General features: G+C 36.5%; 23 protein-coding genes and 1 tRNA gene. 19 read left to right on the top strand and 5 right to left on the bottom strand.

Annotated features, from left to right (window positions below; all coding sequences use genetic code 11):
- Positions 1-97 precede the first annotated feature (97 nt).
- From I5M19_RS12965 to I5M19_RS12910, 12 genes are all read left to right on the top strand, one after another.
- Complete coding sequence (locus tag I5M19_RS12965; protein ID WP_200066755.1) at positions 98-520, top strand: cobalamin B12-binding domain-containing protein; 423 nt, start codon at positions 98-100, stop codon at positions 518-520.
- A gap of 12 nt (positions 521-532) precedes the next feature.
- Entirely contained in the window at positions 533-1,306 is a 774-nt protein-coding gene (locus I5M19_RS12960; RefSeq protein WP_200066754.1) for an enoyl-CoA hydratase/isomerase family protein, read from the top strand.
- Between the two features lie 168 nt (positions 1,307-1,474).
- Positions 1,475-2,053: an outer membrane beta-barrel protein gene (locus I5M19_RS12955; RefSeq protein ID WP_235985840.1), complete on the top strand. Its 579-nt coding sequence runs from the start codon at positions 1,475-1,477 to the stop codon at positions 2,051-2,053.
- Between the two features lie 154 nt (positions 2,054-2,207).
- Positions 2,208-3,617, top strand: a complete 1,410-nt coding sequence (locus I5M19_RS12950; protein ID WP_200066752.1) for a sigma-54-dependent transcriptional regulator — start codon at positions 2,208-2,210, stop codon at positions 3,615-3,617.
- Between the two features lie 2 nt (positions 3,618-3,619).
- Complete coding sequence (locus tag I5M19_RS12945) at positions 3,620-3,829, top strand: hypothetical protein (protein ID WP_200066751.1); 210 nt, start codon at positions 3,620-3,622, stop codon at positions 3,827-3,829.
- Between the two features lie 70 nt (positions 3,830-3,899).
- Positions 3,900-4,943, top strand: a complete 1,044-nt coding sequence (locus tag I5M19_RS12940) for an AI-2E family transporter (RefSeq protein ID WP_200066750.1) — start codon at positions 3,900-3,902, stop codon at positions 4,941-4,943.
- Positions 4,944-5,058: 115 nt separating this feature from the next.
- Positions 5,059-5,325: a YtxH domain-containing protein gene (locus tag I5M19_RS12935; RefSeq protein WP_200066749.1), complete on the top strand. Its 267-nt coding sequence runs from the start codon at positions 5,059-5,061 to the stop codon at positions 5,323-5,325.
- 43 nt (positions 5,326-5,368) lie between these two features.
- The gene (locus tag I5M19_RS12930; protein ID WP_200066748.1) at positions 5,369-5,707 is read left to right on the top strand and encodes a phage holin family protein; all 339 of its coding nucleotides are present in this window, start codon (positions 5,369-5,371) and stop codon (positions 5,705-5,707) included.
- A 6-nt stretch (positions 5,708-5,713) separates the two neighbouring features.
- The gene (locus I5M19_RS12925; RefSeq protein WP_200066747.1) at positions 5,714-6,136 is read left to right on the top strand and encodes a hypothetical protein; all 423 of its coding nucleotides are present in this window, start codon (positions 5,714-5,716) and stop codon (positions 6,134-6,136) included.
- 69 nt (positions 6,137-6,205) lie between these two features.
- Complete coding sequence (trmB, locus tag I5M19_RS12920) at positions 6,206-6,853, top strand: tRNA (guanosine(46)-N7)-methyltransferase TrmB (protein ID WP_200066746.1); 648 nt, start codon at positions 6,206-6,208, stop codon at positions 6,851-6,853.
- 5 nt (positions 6,854-6,858) lie between these two features.
- A complete protein-coding gene (locus I5M19_RS12915; RefSeq protein WP_200066745.1) occupies positions 6,859-7,191 on the top strand; it encodes an MGMT family protein in 333 nt (110 codons plus the stop codon).
- A 57-nt stretch (positions 7,192-7,248) separates the two neighbouring features.
- The gene (locus I5M19_RS12910; protein WP_200066744.1) at positions 7,249-8,436 is read left to right on the top strand and encodes a class I SAM-dependent rRNA methyltransferase; all 1,188 of its coding nucleotides are present in this window, start codon (positions 7,249-7,251) and stop codon (positions 8,434-8,436) included.
- 66 nt (positions 8,437-8,502) lie between these two features.
- On the opposite strand, the gene I5M19_RS12905 is transcribed toward I5M19_RS12910, so the two are convergent.
- Positions 8,503-8,979, bottom strand: coding sequence for an Lrp/AsnC ligand binding domain-containing protein (locus I5M19_RS12905; protein WP_200066743.1), 477 nt, complete (start codon positions 8,977-8,979; stop codon positions 8,503-8,505).
- Positions 8,980-9,131: 152 nt separating this feature from the next.
- Here I5M19_RS12905 and I5M19_RS12900 point away from each other — a divergent pair.
- Positions 9,132-9,243: transfer RNA gene (locus tag I5M19_RS12900), tRNA-Asp, on the top strand.
- Between the two features lie 437 nt (positions 9,244-9,680).
- The gene (locus I5M19_RS12895; RefSeq protein ID WP_200066742.1) at positions 9,681-10,055 is read left to right on the top strand and encodes a hypothetical protein; all 375 of its coding nucleotides are present in this window, start codon (positions 9,681-9,683) and stop codon (positions 10,053-10,055) included.
- Between the two features lie 8 nt (positions 10,056-10,063).
- Here the strand turns inward: I5M19_RS12895 and I5M19_RS12890 are convergent, their stop codons facing one another.
- Positions 10,064-10,480: a cupin domain-containing protein gene (locus tag I5M19_RS12890; RefSeq protein WP_200066741.1), complete on the bottom strand. Its 417-nt coding sequence runs from the start codon at positions 10,478-10,480 to the stop codon at positions 10,064-10,066.
- A gap of 157 nt (positions 10,481-10,637) precedes the next feature.
- Here I5M19_RS12890 and I5M19_RS12885 point away from each other — a divergent pair, with 157 nt between their 5' ends.
- The gene (locus I5M19_RS12885; protein WP_200066740.1) at positions 10,638-11,666 is read left to right on the top strand and encodes an acyltransferase family protein; all 1,029 of its coding nucleotides are present in this window, start codon (positions 10,638-10,640) and stop codon (positions 11,664-11,666) included.
- Positions 11,667-11,670: 4 nt separating this feature from the next.
- Here I5M19_RS12885 and I5M19_RS12880 read toward each other — a convergent pair whose 3' ends face one another.
- Positions 11,671-12,429, bottom strand: coding sequence for a class I SAM-dependent methyltransferase (locus tag I5M19_RS12880; protein WP_200066739.1), 759 nt, complete (start codon positions 12,427-12,429; stop codon positions 11,671-11,673).
- Positions 12,430-12,566: 137 nt separating this feature from the next.
- Between I5M19_RS12880 and I5M19_RS12875 the strand changes: the two genes are divergently transcribed.
- Positions 12,567-14,105 carry a YifB family Mg chelatase-like AAA ATPase gene (locus I5M19_RS12875; protein ID WP_200066738.1) on the top strand — a complete coding sequence of 513 codons (1,539 nt, stop codon included), beginning with the start codon at positions 12,567-12,569 and terminating at the stop codon, positions 14,103-14,105.
- Positions 14,080-15,186: an acyltransferase family protein gene (locus I5M19_RS12870; protein WP_200066737.1), complete on the top strand. Its 1,107-nt coding sequence runs from the start codon at positions 14,080-14,082 to the stop codon at positions 15,184-15,186. Before I5M19_RS12875 ends, I5M19_RS12870 begins: the two co-directional genes overlap by 26 nt.
- Here the strand turns inward: I5M19_RS12870 and I5M19_RS12865 are convergent.
- Positions 15,183-19,430, bottom strand: coding sequence for a hybrid sensor histidine kinase/response regulator transcription factor (locus I5M19_RS12865; RefSeq protein WP_200066736.1), 4,248 nt, complete (start codon positions 19,428-19,430; stop codon positions 15,183-15,185). The genes I5M19_RS12870 and I5M19_RS12865 overlap by 4 nt on opposite strands.
- A gap of 225 nt (positions 19,431-19,655) precedes the next feature.
- Between I5M19_RS12865 and I5M19_RS12860 the strand changes: the two genes are divergently transcribed.
- On the top strand, positions 19,656-20,345 hold the full coding sequence (locus I5M19_RS12860) for a hypothetical protein (protein WP_200066735.1): 690 nt from the start codon (positions 19,656-19,658) through the stop codon (positions 20,343-20,345).
- A 176-nt stretch (positions 20,346-20,521) separates the two neighbouring features.
- On the top strand, positions 20,522-20,896 hold the full coding sequence (locus I5M19_RS12855; protein WP_200066734.1) for a response regulator: 375 nt from the start codon (positions 20,522-20,524) through the stop codon (positions 20,894-20,896).
- 32 nt (positions 20,897-20,928) lie between these two features.
- On the opposite strand, the gene I5M19_RS12850 is transcribed toward I5M19_RS12855, so the two are convergent.
- Positions 20,929-23,844 (bottom strand): outer membrane beta-barrel protein, encoded by a 2,916-nt coding sequence (locus tag I5M19_RS12850; protein ID WP_200066733.1) that lies wholly within the window; start codon positions 23,842-23,844, stop codon positions 20,929-20,931.
- Between the last annotated feature and the right edge of the window lie 174 nt (positions 23,845-24,018).

Genomic DNA, 24,018 nt, shown 5'->3' with positions numbered 1-24,018 from the left:
AGAAAAAAAATCAAGGGGTTTATGTGTGTACCTTCCATCCGATTGATCTTCTAGCTATTAAAATTTCTTACTTTTACATCCAACCAATATGGTTTATATGAGCAATAACCAATTTAACCGGCCTATACGCGTATTAGTTGCCAAAATTGGCCTTGACGGTCATGACCGTGGCGCCCGTATTATAGCTACTACATTGCGTGATGCGGGTATGGAAGTAATATATACCGGCCTGAGGCAAACGCCTGAAATGGTGGTAAATACCGCTTTGCAGGAAGATGTAGATGCAATAGGTATAAGTATACTCTCAGGCGCACACATGACTGTTTTCCCAAAAGTAATAAAGCTGTTGAAAGACAAAAACATGAATGATGTATTATTAACAGGCGGTGGCATTATTCCTGCAGAGGATATGCAGGAGTTAAAAAGACATGGCGTGGGAGAACTTTTCCCTCCCGGAACCAGTACGCAGCATATTGTTGACTATATTACTGACTGGGTACACAAGTATCGCAACTTTTAATTTACTAAGACTATGGCTTTTCAAAATCTACTTATAAAGCAAAGCGGGACAATACAGTATATTATCATTAACCGTGAAAATAAGCTGAACGCCTTAAATAATATTACCATTGAGGAATTACATAATGCCATTAAACATGCATTTAATGATGATAGTGTAGGAGGTGTTATTATAACTGGTGCAGGGCAAAAAGCTTTTGTTGCAGGTGCCGATATAGCCGAGTTTGAAGGAAAAGACATTGATGAAGGAAGAGAAATAGCCCGTAAAGGTCATAAATTGGTTTTTGATTTTATAGCAAATGGAAATAAACCTGTAATTGCAGCTATAAATGGTTATGCATTAGGTGGTGGACTTGAGCTTGCAATGGCTTGCCATTTAAGAATAGCTGCTGATAATGCTAAAATGGGATTACCCGAAGTTACGCTTGGCCTTATACCAGGTTATGGTGGCACACAGCGCTTAACACAATTGGCAGGCAGAGGTAAGGCTTTGGAACTAATTATGACGGCTGATATCATAACTGCCCAGCAAGCACTTGAGTTTGGCTTAGTTAACCATGTTGTTGAAAGCGATAAATTACTTGAATCAACAGAAGAGTTGATGCAAAAAATATTAACACGTGCCCCGCTCGCATTAGCATCGGTTATACGGGCCGTAAACTCGGTAGGTAAACATGGCTTTGAAACTGAAATAGATGAGTTTTCGCGCTGTTTCGGAACCGATGATTTTAAAGAAGGAGTAACTGCGTTTCTACAAAAACGTAAGCCTGATTTTAAAGGGAAATAACCGGATAATTACATTATTCTGACTAAATAACCAATAGGGTCAAAAAATAAATACCTGCTAATCAATCGATTGAATAATCGTGACAATTGGATGAAAAATCGTGTTAATTTCTTGCTTTACTTTGCCCCGTGTTTAAAAATAACAAGCACAAAATTTAATAAAGTAATCATGAAAAATACATTAAAAATCACAGCATTAGTACTTGCATTAGCAGGTTTATCTTACGGAGCAAAAGCTCAAACTACAAACTCAAACAAAGTAAAATATAGCATTGGTGTAGATGCAGGCGTACCTACGGGTAATTTTAACGACGGGTACAAATGGAATTTGGGCGGTTCAGCACAAGCTGATATACCGGTTACCAGCCAACTATTTGTTACTGTTAATGCCGGATACAACAATTTCTTCGGCGAGACCTTAAATTCATCTAACTCTTCCAGTGTAACCACTGTGGAAGTACCTGATGTTCATCTTTTACCTGTAAAAGCAGGTTTGAAATTTTTCCCGGTAGCTAATTTTTACATCCAGGGTGAAGCAGGTGCAGCATTTCTGTTAAACAAATCTGATTTTTTTAATGATAAATCAACAGCATTTGTTTACGCGCCGCAAATAGGTGTACAGTTCCCGGTAAGTGCAACTAATTTTATTGATGCCGGTATCCGTTACGAAGCTACAACTAAATACAGCAGTACCTTTGATAACAGTAAAGTAAATTTTGTAGGTGTGCGTGTAGCATACGGTTTCTAATATAAAACCTACATCTTCAAACATTTAAAACAGAGGGAAGGCCAAATGGCCTTCCCTCTGTTTTTGCGGCAGAATTCAAATAATTAGTTTAAATTATCAAATATTCGTACCTTAACCAGCCGAATACATCACCCTGTAAACTGTATAAATTGATATGAAAAAGATACTCATCATTGATGATGAAGTAAATGTTGGATTGCTATTATCTAAGTTTTTAACCCGTAACGGGTTTCAGGTTGAAACTGCTTCTAACGGTAGCACTGGTATGGAATGTCTTAAAAACAATCATTTCGACCTGGTGCTGTGTGATTTCAGACTGGAAGATACGGATGGTCGTGAGATGCTGAAAAATATCAAACAACTTTATCCGGATACAGGTGTAATCATTATAACAGGATACTCTGATATTAAAATGGCTGTAGAGCTGATAAAAATGGGGGCCTATGATTATATAACAAAACCCCTTTATCCCGATGAGATCTTAAATACCATAACCAAGGCGATTGAAACACAATACGCTTTGCAGGAGATGCGTGGTAACGAATACGAGAGTACTGACAAGCCACAAAAAGAACACAAAAAACAAATATTATCAGGCGAGTTTGTAGTAGGTGCCAGCCGGGCCTCAAAAGAACTTTTGAAACAAATAGAGTTGGTTGCTCCTACAAATTACAGCGTTATTATTTTAGGCGAAAGTGGAACCGGAAAAGAGTCGGTAGCTAAAAGCATACATATGAATAGTCCGCGCCATAATCAACCTTTTGTTGCTATGGACTGCGGTTCACTTACCAAAGAGCTTGCTGCAAGTGAATTTTTCGGACACGAAAAAGGGTCTTTCACTGGTGCATTATATACCAAAATAGGTCATTTTGAAATGGCAAATGGCGGCACATTGTTTTTAGATGAGGTAGGTAATCTATCCTATGAAATACAGGCGGCGTTATTAAGAACCGTACAGGAACGCAAGGTAAAACGAATTGGAAGCACAAAAGAGATTGATCTGGATGTGCGTATTATTATTGCTACCAATGAGAGCCTGCAAGAAGGTATTCAAAAGGGAAAGTTCCGCGAAGATCTTTATCATCGTTTCAACGAATTTAGTATATACATGCCACCGTTAAGGGATCGCGGAAATGATATTATGATGTTGGCTGAACATTTCTTGAAAATTGCGAATCAGGAACTCGACAGAAACGTAACTACTTTTTCCCCGGAAGTTATAGAATGTTTTATGAATTATCGCTGGCAGGGTAATATCCGCGAGCTAAAAAATGTAGTTCGTCGTGCTACTTTATTGTCAGAAGGAAACGAGATAACCATGAAAACCCTTCCGTTAGAAATATCTAATTTTAAAGTATCCTCATACGAACCAGCATCCTCTGCACCGGTTAATGAAGCTAAGGAACCCAAACACGATTTAAAGAACGCCGCTCTTGGTGCCGAGCATGAAACTATTCTGAAAGTTCTGCGCGAGGTAAATTTTAATAAAACTAAAGCTGCAGAGATTTTAAATATCGACCGTAAAACCTTGTATAATAAAATGAAGGCTATTAACCTGAAATAGGTATGGAAGGTATAAACAATAACGCCCCTCTCAGCTTTGAAGAGTTACTTAAGCTAAAGCATGATATAAAAAATCAATTATCTAATATACAGCTTGCACTTGAAGGACTCAGTTTTGACATTACCGAAAACCCTGATGAATGCGACCTTTATTTAGATAGCATGGCTAAATCTGCTGAAAAAATCGACAAGCTATTAAATATCATAAGCTAATATTTGGATATAGTATTAAAACTTTTATTTAGCTTTTTGTGTATATAATTACATAATAAGCTTTTTCACAATGTCCATTTTTAACCATAAGCAACGCAACAATATCATATTGGTAAGCATAATTGTGCTTGGTTGTTTCTTGTTATATGCCTTGAGTGAATTATTCAGCTCTATTTTAGGTGCGATAGTGCTATTTACCATTTTCCGCCCATTTTACCTTTACATGGTTGAGAAGAGGAAATTTAATAAACCTTTGGCTGCACTTATTATAATTTTTATATCGCTTATAGTTATAGTAATCCCCTTTCTCTCATTGAGTATTATGGTGATCGGCAGGATAGCAAGCATTAACCGTGATGCCTTACCTATTGATAAATGGACAGCTTCGATAGATGCCTTCACAGCAAAAAATTTAAATCAGCCTCACTTTGCAGAAAACACCCTGCAAAAACTCGGGGCATATGCGGCAGATCTTTTCCCGTCGATATTAGGAAGCGCTGCCAACATCATACTTACACTGCTTGTACTTTATTTTTTATTGTATTTTATGTTTGTGCAAATGCGCGAGTTTGAATCAGGTTTGCTAAAGTACGCCCCTTTCAGAGAGCAGCACGCTTTAAGGTTTGCTATTGCTCTGCGCGATTCTACTTACTCAAATGTTTTAGGCCAAGGCATTATAGCGCTCACACAAGGAATATTACTGGCAAACGGTTTTTGGATATTTGGCATACCCGACCCTGTATTTTGGGGGATAATTGGTGCATTTATCTCCTTTTTACCCGTTGTTGGCGCACCCACTTTGTGTATCCCTGCAAGTATAATATTATTTGCAACGGGCCATAACGTAAAGGGAATATTATTACTTGCTTACGGACTATTATTTATAGGAAATGTAGATAATGTGTTGCGTATGATCATTAATAAACGCATTGCCAATACTCACCCTATTATATCAGTAATTGGAGTATTTATAGGATTGCCCTTATTTGGAATACTTGGCTTGGTTTTTGGGCCTGTGCTTTTATCCTATTTTTTGTTGCTGCTTGAAATTTATGAAACGAACCGAATGGCGGCTGATAGATTAGATCGCATAAAAATCGGCCACGACACTTAACAACGATAGTTTTTTTAAACGGAATTGATTAAATTTAAAAACCTTCGAAATTGCATCCATTGTAAATAAATTTTATAATTATAAAACAAATATTCATCTTAAAAATTAATACAATATGAATGATAGTACAAAAGCGGCCGTTGCACTGTTAGTAGGATTAGCGGCAGGAGCGGCATTGGGAATTCTATTTGCCCCTGATTCAGGAAGTGAAACACGTGATAAACTTTCCGAATCGTTAAAGAATCTTGGAGATTCAATCAGAGAAACTGCAGCAGCAGAAATTGATAATCTTGTGGATTTGAAAGAGAAAGTAGTTGACAATATAAAAAACAAAGTTAGATCAGCCGAAGAGGAATATCAGGACGATCTGGAACATGCATAAATAATATACCGCCCCGGAAAGTTCCGGGGCATTAAAACCGCCTATGGAACCCCAAAAAGAATCTACACGCCCTATTATTGATCAGCTTAAGGAATATGTAGAAACACGCCTAAAGCTCTTAAAATACGAAGGTATAGACCGGAGCAGCGCGGTTATTGCGGGCATTGTAATTGACCTTAGCATAATAATATGTTTGTTGCTTACATTCCTATTCGCCAGTCTTACATTAGCACTATTTTTATCTGATTGTTTTGGCTCCTACTGGCAAGGCTTTGGTAGCGTGTCTTTAATATATCTGCTAATAGCTTTCGCTGTTTATTTAAGCAGACATGTATTTAAACGGCCAGTAATTAATATTATCATCAGAAAGCTATTCAACTAAATACCTATGGATACCCCAATTAAAAATATAAACGATCTTAAAATTGAGATAGCAAGGTTAAAAAATCTGGAAGTTGAACAATCTGTGGCTTTAAAACTTCGTTTTAACAGCCCTTCGGCTATCTTCGCTACAGCAATGACGTTATTTCCTAAATCACCAACTGTTGATGGCGTTAAAAGTGCCGGCTTTTTTAACCAGGATTTTTTGGGATTAATATCAAGAATAGCTTTACCGCTAACATTAAACAAAACGATATTTAAACATTCTAATTTTTTGGTGAAAACTTTGGTTGGCCTGCTTTCGCAAAAAGCATCGCATTATATTAGTGAAGATGCAGTAGGTGGCATATGGGATAAGGCAAAAGCACTTTTTAATAAGTATACGAAAAAAACACCTGAGGCGCCAGCCTATTATACCAAAGGTGAGTGATTTTCCTGTTGATTTCAGGGTTTTGATACATTTTTAAAAAACGTATTTTCGCATTTTATTTTTTACAAGGTGGGGAAAGACAAATTAAGGCGTTTTGCTGAAATTGATACGTTTTGCAATGTAGTTCAACTAGATGCCGGGAAACCGAATAAGGGAAAATGGTCAAAAGATTTTTTTAAAAACGATAACCGGATTATCCTTGAACTCGCATGTGGTAAAGGAGAGTACACGGTTAACCTTGCCCGTATGTTTCCTGAAAAAAACTTTATAGGTATAGACTATAAAGGAAATCGTTTATGGAGAGGCGCCAAAACTGCATTAGAAGACGGGGTAAAAAACGTGGCCTTTTTACGAATACAAATTGAAAATTTACTCGATTATTTTGAAGAAGGCGAAATTGACGAAATATGGATAACCTTCCCTGATCCTCAGCCACAGTTAAGCCGGGAAAAAAAACGACTCACCTCGCCGAGATTTTTGGACAAATACAAAGTATTGCTTAAGACTGGCGGATATGTTAACTTAAAAACCGACAACGATGGCTTACATGCATATACTTCTGATAAGATAACAGAATTAAACTTACTGCTACATATCAAAACAGAAGATTTGTATAATTCACCATATGCCAATGAAGTACTCTCGATTAAAACTTACTACGAAAAAAAATATTTGCAGCACAACAAAAACATTAACTATCTTAAATTCTCATTTTAAGATAGATGCCTGATTATAATTTTTACGATAATGTTTATGATGTGGTAAGATTAATACCTGCAGGCAGAGTAACGTCTTACGGCGCCATAGCCAGTTATTTAGGTTCAAAACAATCATCAAGAATTGTAGGTTATGCTATGATGGCCTGCAGCAATGCAAATCCGCCTGTACCTGCACATCGCGTGGTTAATCGCCAGGGCATGCTTACCGGTAAATTTCACTTCAGAGGAGACACTATGGAACAGTTGTTACAAAACGAGGGTATACAGGTCATAGATAATCAAGTTCAAAACTTTAGAGAGCTTTTTTGGGATCCGGCTATTGAACTCGATCTTTGAAAAGGCAGGCTTATTTTTTATATATTCGAACTATACTGTTATTTATACCTTTGGACCATGATTGACGTGATATTAAAAAAGGGGAAGGAAAAAGCAGTATTACAGCGCCATCCCTGGGTGTTTTCGGGTGCTTTGGAAAAAATAAAGGGTAAGGCTGAAAACGGCGAAATTGTTCGATTGCTAAATAATAAAAATGAATTTCTGGCTTATGGATTTTACAATCATCAATCAAGGGTAGCCTTACGTTTATTAGAGTGGGATGAAAATATATTAATAAATGACAACTGGTTCAGAAATAAAGTAAGTTCCGCAATTAGCAGCAGGGTACATATACTTACCAATGGAGAAACAGATACATGCCGCCTTATATTTAGTGAATCAGATTACTTACCAGGATTAATAGTTGACAAGTATGCCGACCATTTAGCTGTGCAAGTATTAACATCGGGAATGCAAAACGCAATGCCAATTATTATAGATGAGTTAAAAAACCTGCTAAATCCATTAAGTATTTTTGATAAAAGCGATGCCGCTTCACGAGCTCACGAAGGATTAGAAACTACCAACATTTTATTGGATGGCACGCCGCCACCGCAATTAGTAATTGTAAAGGAAAATGGCATAACCTACGGCATTAATATTACCGAGGGCCAAAAATCAGGATTTTACTGTGATCAACGAGACAACCGTAAAATACTTGCTTCATATGCCAAAGGCAAAAAAGTGCTTGATTGCTTTTGCTATACTGGTGGTTTCACATTAAACTGTTTGCAAACCGGCGCATCATGGGTAACAAGTGTAGATAGCTCTGCATTGGCTATTGAAACGCTTTACGAAAATATACGTCTTAATAAATTACCCGCTAACTTACATAACGCTGTTAAGGCAGATGTAAATAACCAGTTAAGGCAACTAAAAGAAAACGGAGAAAAGTTCGACATAATAGTACTCGACCCTCCTAAATATGCCCCATCACGCTCGGCTTTAACACGCGCATCCAGGGCATACAAAGATCTGAATCGTTTGGGTATGCAATTATTAACACCTGGTGGTTTATTAGCTACATTTTCTTGTTCGGGAGCTATGGATATGGAAACATTTAAACAGGTTATAGCGTGGGCTGCGTTAGATGCCGGTAAACAAGTACAGTTTATTTATCAGTTTCACCAGCCGGAAGATCATCCGGTAAGAGCATCATTCCATGAAGGCGAATATCTTAAAGGCCTGCTTTGCAAAGTATGGTAACGCCTTAAAATAAAAATGTCGGATAGGAATTTTTAACCCATCCGGCATTTTTATTTTACGATAATTTTATTCCAATGTAATTTGCCTTTTTATACTCTCTTCTAGAGATATAAATGTTTCTGTTCGTTGTATTCCTTTAACACTTTGTATCTGCTCATTTAATACCTCACGCAAATGATTCGTATCATGACAGACAATTTTCGCAAAAATACTCCACTGCCCAGTTGTATAATGTAACTCCACAATTTCCGGTACTGCTTTTAATTGCTTTACGGCATCGTTATATTGTGAGCCTTTTTCCAAAAATATGCCTAAGAAAGCGGTGACATCATAACCCAACTTTTGGGGATTAACTTCCAGGCTGGCTCCTTTTATCACACCCAGTTCCTCTAATTTTTTCATCCGCACGTGTATGGTTCCGCCGGAAACAATCAACTCTTTCGCGATTTCCGTGTAAGGAGTAGTCGCATTTTTCATCAATATTGATAAAATTTGTATATCAAGATTATCAATTTCTAAATTTTGAGGTTTCCTGTGAGGCATAATTTTAAATATCTATATTCAAATACAAGTTTAATTAAAATAAAAGTAAAAATAAAAATATTTCGTTGAAATATTTGCAAGAAAGTACCATCTGCTTTAAATTTGTATAAAGCAAATAACAATTGCTTAATGTTCTTTAAAAAACAAAACAATGTTGGGTGGTGAAATTTTTGGCAAACACACCTCCTTGTCCCGGTGGCGGAGATTATGGGAAACCCGAAGCGGGCTAACCACTCCTTGAAGGTTCGAACCCTTCCCCAACAGCGCTTCTGAGCAATTCAGAATTATATCCTGTAGGATGGTGAAATTTTTGGCAAACACACCTCCTTGTCGCGGTGGCGGAGATTCTGGGAAACTCTTAGAAATAAGAATAACCACTCTTTGAAGGTTCGACCCCTTCTCCTACAGCTCTTCTCATAATTTAGGTTTATAATTGGTTAGTAAAGGCCCCTGCCCATCAGGGGCTTTACTGTTTATATAGATTTTTATACGTATGATTGACAAATAAAAAAGAGAGATGTATAATGGTCTCTTTTTTATTTACAATAGAAATAAATTTTTATATTGAATTATTGCATTTAATCAGAATAAAATTTTATAAATTGCAACAAAACAAACAGCATTTCGTTTAAAAAGTATAACAATTATAAAAAAGCAATTTTTGTAGCTGTTGAGATCCATTAACTTAAAAACTAAGCATTATGTTAAAATCTTATCAATCCATTTATATAAAGGTTTACAGGTGGAGCTTTAAAAATTTTGGACAGGGAAAATTACCTCAGTTTAAATCGTTATTTAACGTGAGTTTTTTATTGATAATTTTGCTTACAAATGTAATGCTGATTACCAAACTGATTCTGAAGGAACACTTGGTGAAACTTAATATTTACTCTTGTTTAGCTATCGTAGCTGTAATGGTATTTTTCCTGATAGCTAACCATTTTATATTACTGAACAACCGATGGCTGAAAAAAGTTAACGTTCAGTTAGCAACAGTTAGTCGCCGTAATATTACTATGTATTCTGTGGTATTAATGACCAATGTTATTATTGCCTGCGGTTTTTGCTTAATTTAGCATAGGCATTAAATTAAAACGACCTCAAAAGTTTGTGGGGTCTTCTTTAATTTTAAAATATTATTGCCGAATATCTTTACTTTTGGAGTAAGGTTATTCGGCATTTTAGTTTTGTTGAGCGGTGTAAGGGTAACCAATAGTTTACCTGTAATAGTACCAATGTTCTTAAAATTATGCCATGTGTTGCATGGAATTAAAATATTTGATCCCTTTTCTGCAATGTATTTATATCCTCCGGCCAATAAGAGAAACTTACCTTCGGCTACGTATAATACTTTATCTTCATGTGGACAAACATGTGCGGTACAACCTGCTCCAATACCTACCAAATACTCTATAATAGTTAGTTTCCCTCCGCTACAAGCTTTGGATAATATTGTATTTATTTTTATACGCCTATCCGGCTCTATTTCTACAAGTTTCAATTTAAAATATTTATTATAAGGCTATGACGGACGCATGTACGTGTGTGTTACATAACACTGTTAATTTTATTAGATAATAACTTTTGTGCGTCCTTTTTAAAATATATATCTTTCGCTATTCGCATGCGGAATCAATTCATTGCCGCTCATAAAATTAATGGAGGAACAAAAGGAATTCCGGATAAATAACTTTGACTTGCTAAGGCTACTTGCTGCTACTCAGGTAATTTTCGACCACTATTTTCAGCATCTTAACATTCCTATAGGACATCTATGGCTAAAAATAATGTACTTATTTCCGGGAGTGCCAATTTTTTTTGTAATAAGCGGATACCTCATATCAGCATCATTTGAGAGAAATAATAGTCTGCGTAATTACTTCAGGAACCGGGCGTTACGAATTTACCCGGGTTTATGGGGGTGTATAATTATCACTCTTATAATTTTCAGTTTAACCGGCGTTAATTTCTTTAACAGAGAAACTATAGCGTGGCTTCCCTCGCAATTAATAGGTGGTATTTACACCCCCAACTTTTTAGATAGTTATGGTTTTGGCTCCTACAATGGCAGCTTATGGACTATTCCTATTGAACTACAATTTTATATCGTTTTACCTGCCTGTTTCTTTTTTGCGCCTAAAAAATATATGAATCAGTGGTTTTGGATCTTACTTATAGTATTTACAGCCGGTTACATAATTTTTGAACTAATCGATTTCGGTTATCTTATAAATAAGTTGATACGTTATTCCTTTATACCACATTTTTTCCTGTTTCTTACAGGTGTAATTCTTCAACGGCTTCGTATTTATAAATCTAAATATATTTATGGTAAGGCATTATATTGGATAGTTCTGTATGTGGTTTTTAGCATGATATTTTTTGACCGGATAGATGCAGCGTATTTTACCACTATTCAATATTTATTTCTGTCTTTCTGCATACTGTCTATGGCGTACACCTTGCCCCGGCTTGCCGATAAGCTATTACAAAAAAACGATATATCTTATGGCATCTATATCTATCATGGACTAATACTTACTGTTGCTGTACAACTAAAGTTAGTGCCCTATATTAATTTACCTATTGTTATAGGACTAACCATTATATTAGCATCCCTGTCGTGGATATTTATTGAGAAACCTTTTATGAAACGAAAGGAAAAGACAATAAGAGCAGTGGATTAACTGCTTATTTAAGTATTACAGCAACCATCATATTACCAATAGCATCAAATGGCCAAAATAATCCATAAAAAACTTTTGCTGCGATTGGTTGTACACTTTTAGGAAGTTTACCTGTTATCCTTGAAACCATAAGTCCATGATCCCAAAAGCGCAAAACCTTAATTAGTTTATAATCTTTAAGCAGAAAGCTTTTAACAGCCTGAGTGATGCTGTTTTTATCCCACCGATAAACATAATTAACTGCATCACCCTGTACCTCCCATTCAGTACCCATTAAATTACCAATTAAACTATCATACGGTTCAATAACTACAATAGCTTTTTTTGCTACCCGAAGCATCTCGGTAAAGCCGGATACCGGGCGGGGCAAGTGATGTAGTCCGTCCTGAACAACTACCAAATCATAGGAGTTATCCGGAAGATCAAGACTCTCGCCATTCAGCATGATTGTTTTTATCTCCGGATCAAATTGATTACAAATTTTCAGGGAGTTCTCTGAAATATCAGATACGGTTACAGAATTAAATCCTTGTTTCTTAAAAAAAAGCCCTTCTCCACCTACACCACCACATGTTATAAGCACACTCCACTCCCGCATTTCCGGACATTGGTTCTGTAGTACTTTCAAGCTTTTTAATAAACGACGATCGCGCAAGTAGCGGGTTAGAAGGTCGGTTGTAATATGAAAACCAAATTCCGCTATTTGTTCAGGTGCGTAAATTTCTTCATAGGCATGTTGCTGATGTTTTACCTGGTCAAGCATAAATTTAGAGCATATTTGTTCAGCAAGATAAAAAATTATTCATTAATCAAACAGCTCTCAAAAACCATCATCCAGCAAAAGCTTTAACAATCCCTCAAATAATTTATATATCTTACGCTATAATAAAACCTTAACACGTGTTAGTTAAAACTTATGGCAGTGCGGTTTATGGTATCGAAGCTATTACCATAACAGTTGAAGTAAATATTGCACCCGGCACTAAATATTTTGTGGTGGGCTTGCCGGATATAGCCATTAAAGAAAGCTATTTCAGGATAGAGTCAGCGCTAAAAAATTGTGGTTATAAAATGCCGCGCCAGCAAGTAGTGGTAAATATGGCGCCCGCTGATATAAAAAAAGAGGGTTCGGCGTATGACCTGACCATAGCTACCGGCGTACTTGCTGCCTCAGGCCAGATAGAAACTCAAGACCTTGATAAATATCTTATTATGGGTGAGCTTTCCCTTGATGGAGGTTTGCAGCCTATAAAAGGGGCATTACCCATAGCTATACAAGCTCGTAAAGAAAAATACAAAGGCTTTATATTACCTAAACAAAATGCGAGAGAGGCCGCTATAGTTAATGATCTGGAAGTTTATGGTGTAGAAAACATAAAACAGGTTGCTGACTTTTTTAATGGTGACACTGCATTGGAGCGGGAAGAAGTAAACACCCGTGAAGAGTTTTTCAATAGCCTTACCGCTTATGACAGCGACTTTAGTGAGGTACGCGGGCAGGAGAACATAAAGCGCGCTTTAGAAATAGCCGCTGCTGGTGGCCATAATGTGATATTAATAGGCCCACCTGGTGCGGGTAAAACCATGCTGGCACGCAGATTACCTTCTATACTGCCACCGCTGAGTTTATATGAATCATTAGAGACTACCAAAATACATTCTGTTGCAGGTAAACTCTCTTCGGCGGACGCGCTGGTAACCACCCGTCCATTCCGTTCACCCCATCATACTATAAGTGATGTGGCACTTGTAGGTGGCGGCAGTAACCCGCAACCTGGCGAAATCTCACTTGCCCATAATGGCGTATTATTTTTAGATGAACTGCCTGAATTTAAACGAACGGCATTAGAAGTGATGCGGCAACCATTGGAAGAAAGACGTGTTACTATTTCGCGTGCCAAATTTACAGTTGACTACCCGTCCAGTTTTATGCTGGTGGCCAGCATGAACCCGTGCCCGTGCGGATACTATAATCATCCCGAAAAAGAGTGTATTTGCCCTCCGGGAACTGTTCAAAAATATTTGAGCAAAATTTCGGGGCCATTGCTTGACCGCATTGATCTGCATGTGGAAGTTACACCGGTCAACTTTAGTGAATTATCATCGGAAAGGCTTGCCGAAAAAAGCGAATTTATACGTGAGCGCGTAATTAAGGCCCGCGAAAAACAAGCTGAACGTTTTAGCCAACGAGCAGAATTACATGCAAATGCTCAGATGAGCCCGCAAATGGTTCGCGAAATATGTAAGATAAGCCAGGCAGGACAAAATTTATTAAAAAAGGCAATGGAAAAACTGGGGCTTTCTGCCCGTGCCTATGATCGCATATTAAAAGTAGCACGCACCATAGCCGACCTTGGAGGCAGCGAAGATATACAATTAGAACATCTTGCAGAGGCTATACATTTCAGAAGCCTTGACAGGGAAGGTTGGGCTGGTTAAAATACTGCAATATAATGGTGGCATGATTCATCAAAAAAGATATCTGGAATTAGATGCTTTACGAGGTTTTGCAGCAGTCTTTGTGATGTTCTTCCATTACACCGAGGGGAAGAATGCCTGGAGCGGTTTTGATCTTGGCGTATCCGGTGTCGATCTGTTTTTCTTGATCAGTGGTTTCGTAATATTCATGAGCATCAATAAGGTATCATCGGGCCGGGAGTTCGTTATCAACCGAGCAGCAAGGTTATACCCTACTTACTGGGCTTGTGTCACCTTTACTTTCGGTGTGATTATTTTATTACGGCTTATACATTTCAATCTTAATCATGCACGCGAGGTTGGTTTTATTGATTATGCCGCGAATCTTACTATGTTTCAATACTATCTGCACATTCCGGATATTGATGTACCGTATTGGACGATGATAATTGAAATGCTTTTTTATCTCCTTATTCTATTTCTATATGAAACTAAACTTTTAAAATATATTATAGTTATTGGTTGTTTGCTTAACGTGTACATCATTATAGACTTCGTAATGATTACGCTGCATTATATCCCTAATTATAGTAGATACTTCCCGCTTCTTAATCATTTCGCGTTATTTTTTGGTGGCATTATATTTTATCAGTTAATGCATGGGATGATCTCCAAGTTAAAAGGGTATATCATCATTTCTTTTTGCCTGCTTACACAAATTATCATTTACAGATTCGCGGGATCAGATCCGGCACACATCAGCCTTTTCCAATATATAGGTATGCTACTTCTATATTTTACTCTATTTATTTTGTTTGTAAATGGAAAACTAAAGTTTATAATTTCGAAGCCAGCTGTTTTTTTAGGCAAAATATCTTTCGCTTTATATCTTATTCATAATTATGTTTTCAGAGGAGTTATAGGCCTCTTAGAAAGGCGCTTTAATATACCTTTTTTGATATCGACCTTGGGGGTTACCGTACCAATAGTAATATTACTCGCTTATCTGATAACGGTTTACATAGAAAAACCTTACGGTAAAAAAATGAAAGTATTTTTGAACGATAAATTCAATAACAAAAATTCATCATTAAAAATTTAGTGTGCTTGTGTGGCTGGTTTCCTTTTGTTGACGTACTCCTTGGGGCCCATGCCATATTGTTTGATAAAACATTTATCGAAATAGGAATGGCTGTTAAAACCCACTTCATAAGCCACTTGGCTAATGGTTAAATTACCCTCCAATAAATAAACAAGGCTCTTTTTTAGCCGTATAGTTTTAATAAGTTCATGAACGCTTTGGTTAGTAAGTGTTTTCACTTTTGCATACAACACGGTACGACTTATTGCCATTTTTTCACTTATAAACCTTGCGTCGACTTCAGGGTCAGCAAGATTAACTAGTATCACTTTTATCAACTTCTGTAAAAAATCCTGGTCAAGCTTGTTAAGATTTGAACAACTCGGTAGTGGCTGCCTGTCCAATAAATGTTCTCTTAATACATGGCTTATTCTTTCACGCGATTGTATAACATTTAGTATGACCTGTATCAGCAATTCCTTTTTTACAGGCTTGGAAAGGTAAACATCAGCCCCGGCCTCGTATACGTTTAACTGGGTATTTTCCTCTGCCTGACTGGTAAGCAACACAACAGGTATATGACATATGTTATTATCACTTTTTAATTCAGTACAAAACTCAATACCATCCATTACCGGCATCATCAGGTCAGTTATAATAACTGCCGGCTGTATTTGGGTGGCTAATAATAATCCACCGCTGCCATTTTCCGCTTCATGAACTTCAAAAACATCAGCGAGCAAAAGTCTTAAGTATATTCTTAACTCTTTATTGTCATCAATGATGAGTATACGTTGCCCTTTAAAGTTTATCAATTTATCTTCGGATAAATTCTCCCAATAATCCAATTGAGGACGTATCTTGGGTACTACAGCATCTCTATTTGACACCGCACTTTTGTCAAATGACCGGTAAAATTCCGGCAAAGTTACAAAGAACTTCGAGCCGGTACCTGCTATGCTTTCCACCCGCATGCTTCCGCCATTAATATTTATAAACTGTTGCGATACCACTAAACCCAAACCTGTTCCTTTTTCACCTGCTGTTCCTTTTGATGTGTTCGACTTATCAATTTTAAATAATCCTTTTACCTGTTCGGCATTCATACCGACACCATTGTCTGCGACGCATAAAACTATGCTTTCATTTTCCCTAACAGTGCTTAAACTTACTTCGCCATTAAAATCAGTGAACTTTATACTGTTACTCATTAAATTCCTTATTACCGTATCAAACATATTAAGGTCGGCATATATCCTGTGATGTGAGTCGATACTTATATTTAACTTTATATGTTTGTTATTGAATTGCTGTTCTAATAGTGCTGCGTTTTTACACACCAGCTCCTTAACATTTACTTCAACAGCCACATGATCTATATTTTTTGATTGTGTTCGTGACCAATTGAGCAGGTTTATTAAAAGATCGTATATCGCATTAGACGATTTATGAATGCTATTCAAATAAGTATGAGTGTCTGTTGCCTTAAGTTTTTGAATGTTGTTTTTTAAAAAGTCGCTTAATCCGGTAATAGCCGAAATAGGATTTTTCAGATCGTGAGCAAGTATCGAAAAAAAGTGATCTTTAGCAGTATTCAATTTACTAAGCTCTGTTACCGTATCTTCAAGAGTGATTTTTTGAGCATAAATATGCTTTTGCTGATCAAGTATTTGCCTGGATTTTTTTAGCAATTCAGCGTTAAAGTCTTCTAATATTTCCTTTTGATGTTTAATCTTTTCATTACGATCTGTCAAAAGCATATTTGCCTCGCTCAGCTCGTGCGTCCGCTTCTCCACTTCTGTTTTTAAAGTATGGTTGCGCTTTTTTATGCTTGATATGCGCAGATAAAAGATTGTTATTATTACTCCCGTAAATGAAATAACTAACAGTAATCTGAACCACCATGTTTGCCACCATGGCGGTAAAATAATAATTGTTAATTTTTTGCCCGCTATTAACCATTTACCATTTCCATTAGTATATCTTATTTGCAGAGTGTAATGCCCGGGGTCAAGATTTGTAAAAGATACCTTACGCTCATTATTTAGGTTTATCCATTGGTCATGTAGCCCCTCCAACTTGTATGCATATTTTACTTTAGAAGACGCATATAAATTAATTGCTGAAAATTCAATAGAAAAGAAAGACTGATCTGGTTTAAGTTTAATCTCATCAGTAAAGGCCAAAACATTAGTCAACGGAGAATCTTTTACCCTTGCCAACTGTACTTCATTATAAATATATAAATCGGTGAAATAAAAATAAGATGGAATTTTTATAGGTTTTAAACTGTCGGGATTAAACACGTTAAAACCTTTTGGCCCTCCAAAATAAAGCCTCCCGTTTCGTGTCCGCAATACAGCCTTGTGGAAAAAAGTGTTCCCCTGTAGCCCTTCAGCCTCGCCATACCTTTTAACATTATGGTTCAGGGGATCTAAAAATATAAGCCCTTCGTTTGAACTTATCCATAACGTATTATTTTTATCGGCAATGATGCCCTTCATAGTTAAAGGGAGGCCATATGCCGCTGTACAACGTGTGAAGTTTTTTTGTTTTTCATTGTACTTGTCAAGTCCGCCCGATTCGCTAACCACCCATATATTACCGGCGGAATCTTCTGTTACCATGTTCACCGAATTACCGCTTATGGTATTATTCTGTAAAGTGTGCTGAAAGTGAACGAGTCTGGCTCCGTCAAACATATACAGCCCGCTATAGGTGCCTATCCAAAGTCGCTTCTTTGAATCTTTAAATAAATGATTTATCCAGGCTGGTTCGCCAAGTTTAAACGGAATACTATGATTATTACGATAATCAATAAATTTGTGTGTTACTTGATTGTAAACTGCAACTCCCTGCCCATGGGTACCTATCCACAATAAGCTATCATCGGGTAATATTGCTTTAGCGTCATTATATATAATGGAATTTTTGTTGGCATCATCATGTTTATATATTTTGAAGGATTGGCTTGCGGGATCAAATTTTATAATACCTCCACCCCATGTGGCCAACCATAAATTTCCATATTTATCACCTTTTATATCGTTTACCGCATTGCTGCTTATGCTGCTGTTTACTGTGTTATAGCTTACTGTTTTTTTATTATCAGGGTCAAATTTTAATAATCCTCCGCCATTGGTACCAATCCATATAACGCCCCTTACATCCTCGTAAAAACTGGTTACCATGTTAGAGCCAATTCTTTTTACAACATCCGGATCCTGTAAATAATTTCCGAAGATGTTTTTATTATGATTGGTATAAAACAACCCGTTACCTGCCGTAGCAAACCAAAGATTCCCGAAACTGTCTTCAGTAATAGATGTTACCCCTAAAAACCGATTTTGATTATAATTTAATATCGTGTTATTTAAAACTTTGGGAACTGATATATTCTTATTTATATAATAAACATGCTCACGACCAGCCCCTATCCAAATAGTATGATTTTTATCCTCATACATGCAATTAATGCTACTTTGTATAGATGAACTTTTACTACCGCTGATATCATAATGATTTATAAAATTGCCCTGTGCGCTTAAAACATCAATACCATTTTCGGATGTGCCAATCCAAACTCTACCTTCATGATCAACAAGCAGGCTTTTTACTTTATTAGCTGTAGTACGATTTGATTCTGCATGGACATTTACTGTTTTAAAGTTTTTGCTTGTCGGCGAGAATCTCCTGGTAATTCCGTTAAATGTTCCGGCCCATATGTTATCCTTTTTATCAATAGCTAAACAAAATATTACGTCTTCGCTATTTTTTTCACTATACCAGGTGTGTAGCCGATCGTTATGATTATAACAGCATAATCCGTTAGACGTACCTAACCATAATTGTCTTTTCGAATCCTCAACTATGGCATTCACCGGAATATTTTCACCGGGCAGCCTTATATCGCACTTTATAAAATTATCAGCCGGTCTATTATAAAGATTTAAACCGCCTATGGTGCCTATCCATAAGTGCCTTTGGCTATCCTCAAATATTGAATATACTATATTATGATCCAGACTATGTGGGTCTTTTTCATCGTGATAATATTTTTTAAATGTATTACCATCCCACCTAAAAAGTCCATCATATGATGCCAGCCACAAAAAACCAAAAGAGTCCTGATAAATGTATTGGTAATCATTTGTAGGCAATCCGTTGTCCGTTGAATAATTATATATATTATAATTATCTATTTGAGCAAATACTGCGTAAGGAGCAATTACAATGCAAAAAATATATAAATACTTTTTAAGCATATAATACAGGTTTATAATATTGGTTAATCTTTGTACTGGTTATTTATGCGATAGGTTTTATAAAAGCAATATTTAACATGAATTGGTTAAAATAGTATCAGTTCTTAACCATTTAGTTAAACCTGTACTATTTTACAAGCAATCAGGACTATTGCATAAGGCAACTTTCAACAACTCTTACATTTTTGTAGTATAAAAATTAACTAACCAAAAATTATTAAAACCATGAAAAAGAAAATTAACTTATTGCTGTTGGCAGTAATGACTGTATCCGCTGTATTGTATGTGAGTTGTAAAAAAGATGTAGCAAGTACAGATGCTACCACTGCTAAAAACGATGCGACCATACCGCGTGCCGCGGTACCACAGAGCGCATTTAACCTATGGTCAACTTGTAATGGGAATCCCTACAATATTTCAGGAACAAACGGAATATGTATTCCGGTAGGAAATTGCGGAACCGATATAGATGCTGCCCAACAAAATAACGGTCAAAATGCTACCGGACTACAGTTCAACGGTTGTTTTAAAGGTGGCACAAGCGCTTATAGTTCAGCAAGCGAACAAGCCGTATTTTTAGCAGATAATGTTTCGCAATGGAACGGTAATGAGATGGGTTTTGTTAAAACTCTTAATGATAATGCACTTAAAGGTTATCTTCAGGGTGGCGGTCAATATATTACCCAGGTAATATCTGTTGGTGATAATGGTTATCACACCTTTAAATGTCAGGCGCGTTCAAACAATGTACATCAGGTTGATTTTTATGTTGATGGTGCATATAAATTTACCCTTACCAATAACAGCGGCAGCTATTGGAATCATTTCTTTTACTTCGTTGGAACCAATCACTGGTATGGTGGCTCTGGAAATTCCGGCCAGCAAATTGAAATGTATAACATGACAACTTATTAATCTATAGAATACTTATTCTTTTTAATAAAGGCGGCTTATGAAGCTGCCTTTTCTATTTTTCAATATAGTTTATGTAAAAAAGGATAATATTAAAACCTGCATGACATGGTTAACGTACTAATTAAATTATTTGCTTAATTTAAAACTTATATTTAGCTTCACACCTCTATACATACATGAATAACGATAACCATAAAATTATAATTTTTGATGATGATGAAGATATTTTATCCATCTGTAGTTATATTTTAGAAGAGCAGGGTTGGGATGTTTACACCTTTACTGATTGCACCAATATACTTGAGAAAGTATCAGGGATTATGCCGGATGTAATTTTAATGGATAACTGGATACCAGAATCTGGGGGTATAATTGCTACACAAACCCTGAAAAAAAATGAAAGCTTAAAAAATATACCTGTTGTTTACTTTTCAGCAAACAGTGACATACAATTACTCGCCCAGCATGCGGGTGCAGAAACACATCTTGCCAAACCTTTTGATCTGGAAGAGTTGGAAAAGGTAGTGAACAGCGTTTTAATAAAAAGTTAAAAAGAATGCCGCTCAATTGAGCGGCATTCTTTTTACATATCACTATCCCCGCCGGGCCGTCTTCCACCACCGCCAGGACCCCTGAATCCTCTGCCGGCATCAGGCGGAGCAGTAGATTTACCGGAGAATTTTTGCAAACGTAATGTAAATGTAAGTAAGAAATAGCGGCCCAATCTGTTTACGTTACTTTGAGTTACTATACTGCCGTTAGTTGTGGTTGAAAACCCTGTATTCTCATTAAAGATATCATTCATTGCAAAACGTAAAGTACCTCTATGATCCTTTAAAAACCTGCGTTCCACATACGCATTTAACAGATTAGGATTTTTTACACCTATACTTGGATCATATCCGTAATTTAAAGATTTCGTATAATCATAACTTAAAGTCCAGTCTTTCCAAAAATAGTTCTTTCCATTCAAACCTATATTTAGTGTTCGTATATTGGTATTTGCGCTGTAAAGAGGTGTATTTAATGAATTTGAAGTTTTGTTTATTGAATAACTAGTATTTGCTTCTGCATCTATTATGTCGTTAATGTTAACTCTGAAACGGACGCCTGGTGAAACAGTAAATGTTTTTGCAATATTTTTCTCGATTGCTGAGGCGACATTATTACTATCAACAGATCCGGAAAAACCGATATTGTTTGTATAGTTTACATTACCATTAAGTATTAAGGTGTATTTACGCTCAGACCATGGCTTTGAATAAACCACAAATGCCGATGCCTGATAATAGCCGCTTGTATTTAAGTATTGTGTAAGATTGGTATTTTGCAAATTTTTAAGTGAAGGATTGGCCGCTAACACCGCTTGAGTAAATTTAACCGGATAGGTAATAGTACTGGCTACAATTTTATCATTTGTGCTGGTATAAGATAAATTGCTGAAAAATATGTTTCCTGTTTGGAAGCTGAAGTTGTTATACCTTAACGAAAATCTATTAGTAAATTCAGGATTTAAGTTTGGATTACCTTGCACCGGATATAACGCGTTAGAAAAATCAGTAACAGGTTGTAGTTGGTCAAATGAAGGCTGATTGCTGCTTCCGTTATAGCTAAAACGTAATGACTGGCTTCTTGAAACTGTATAATCGAAACGAGCAGTTGGTATTACATTAAATGTGTTAATTTTTGTTGGGATGCTGGTTTTGTCTGATTTTCCGGAAAGGGTAGCAGGTTGAACTCCAATACCTAAAGTGTAATTAACTTTTTTCTCTACATATTTATAATTAAGGCCTATACGGTTAGTAGTAAAAGTATAATCGTAATTATTACTTAACAAATCATATTTATGATATCTGTCTGCAGTATATAAAGTATCTGTTTCTTTATTACTGCTTGTATAAGAATGGTTATAGGCATAATTAAATTCCAGGAACGAAACCTTACTCAACGGCTCCAGATACGATAAATTAGCACCATAACTATTTGTACGATTATCTGTGTTTATAACCTGGTTCATTGGAGCAGTACCCGAACCAACGGTATAGTCATAAATAGGATTATCATATTGCGAGTTTTTAGATGAATTTGCGTTGAAATCAATACTCAAATTACGCCCATGGCTATTAAAACGGTGATTGTACAAACCGGTAAAGCCAAAATTAGGGGCAGAGCTATTACTGATTGAATTTGATGTATAAGCTAAATTGGTAACTCCACCACGGGTTGAAGTTACATTATCAAAACTAACCACATCATTACCTGAATAAGAGAATGTAGGTGTAACTTTTAAATAATTTACTGTATCTGGCTTCCATTCCACATTAAAATTAAACCTATGGTTTTGTGGCTTATCAGTTTCATTACTTATCTGATTACTAACACTTGGTGTTTGAAAATTGTTAGTTTGTAAGGTTGATGAATTGGTATTAACAGTATTATCGTTAAAACTATAGCTACCATAAACAGACACCGTTTTGCCCCACTGATCCCGGAAGTTAATACCAATTGAACGGGCATCAGTAATTCCATTGGCATTAGTGGTAGAGCTACCACCACCCCGTAATGCGTTACCACGGCCACCACGACCGCCGCCAAAACCACCGCCGCCACCGGTTGGTGTGCCAAAGCTGAAAGTGTTTACGTTTGTATTATTAATACTTCCTAAAACGGATATTTGTTGATCTCCTTTAAACTTAAAAAAGTTCAATAATCCTATATAGCGATTATCGTTAGTAACACCCGGATTTTTCGGTAAAGCATCTTGCCCGTCTCCGGCTGTTGCCTGGCCAAAATAACCGTAGTTTTTATCTTTACGTATTGTAAAGTTTAATATTTTATTAGGTTCGCCGGTTTTTACACCACTTAAATTAGCCTGATCTCCATAATCATCAATAACCTGAATGTTTTCAATAACATCAGCAGGTAGATTTTTGGTGGCGCTTTGCACATCCCCTCCAAAAAAATCCTTTCCGTTAACGCGAACTTTTGTTACCTGTTTACCTTCGGCGGTGATGGTACCATCTTTAGCTACATCAATGCCGGGAACTTTTTTGAGCACATCCTCAATAGGAGCATTTTCTCTTACTTTATAAGCACCAACACTATACTGAACCGTGTCTTCTTTAAAAACAACAGGGTTAACACCAACAATGGTCACCTCATTTAATTGCTTAGTTTCCGACTGTAATATTATTGGCGGAAGCACTACCGCATTATTATTATTGTCTAAGTTAAAATGTTTTTTAACTGCCTGATAACCGATGGACGTTATAGCGAGTGTTAAATTCTTACCTTTCACCTCCGGAAAGGCAAACTTTCCATTAGCATCTGCAATCGCAATTACGCTGTCCCCTTTTTCAGAGGTAAGTTTTATATTGCTACCAGGAAGCGTTAATTTAGTTGAATCTATTATGGTTCCACGCACTTCACGCGTAGCCTGTGCATTTGATCGCAGCACACTAAAACAGATAAGGGTTACAATTAAATAGATATATTTCATGTTATTTTAAAGGCACGCAAAAGTTAATATTTCACAATAGACACAAATAGTTTGCAAATGTTCATTTTAAATATTTTATATATTTAATAATCATATTATTGTTACATATTATTGGCACAATTCAATATAATTGTTACACGTCAAATAAAAACCCCCGCTTTTTGCGAGGGTCAT

Origin of the sequence: Mucilaginibacter segetis (genome assembly GCF_016522075.1) — a bacterium.
Lineage (GTDB): Bacteria > Bacteroidota > Bacteroidia > Sphingobacteriales > Sphingobacteriaceae > Mucilaginibacter > Mucilaginibacter segetis.
The sequence above is the reverse complement of the archived record's forward strand: the minus strand, read 5'-3'. Positions and strand labels throughout refer to the sequence as shown.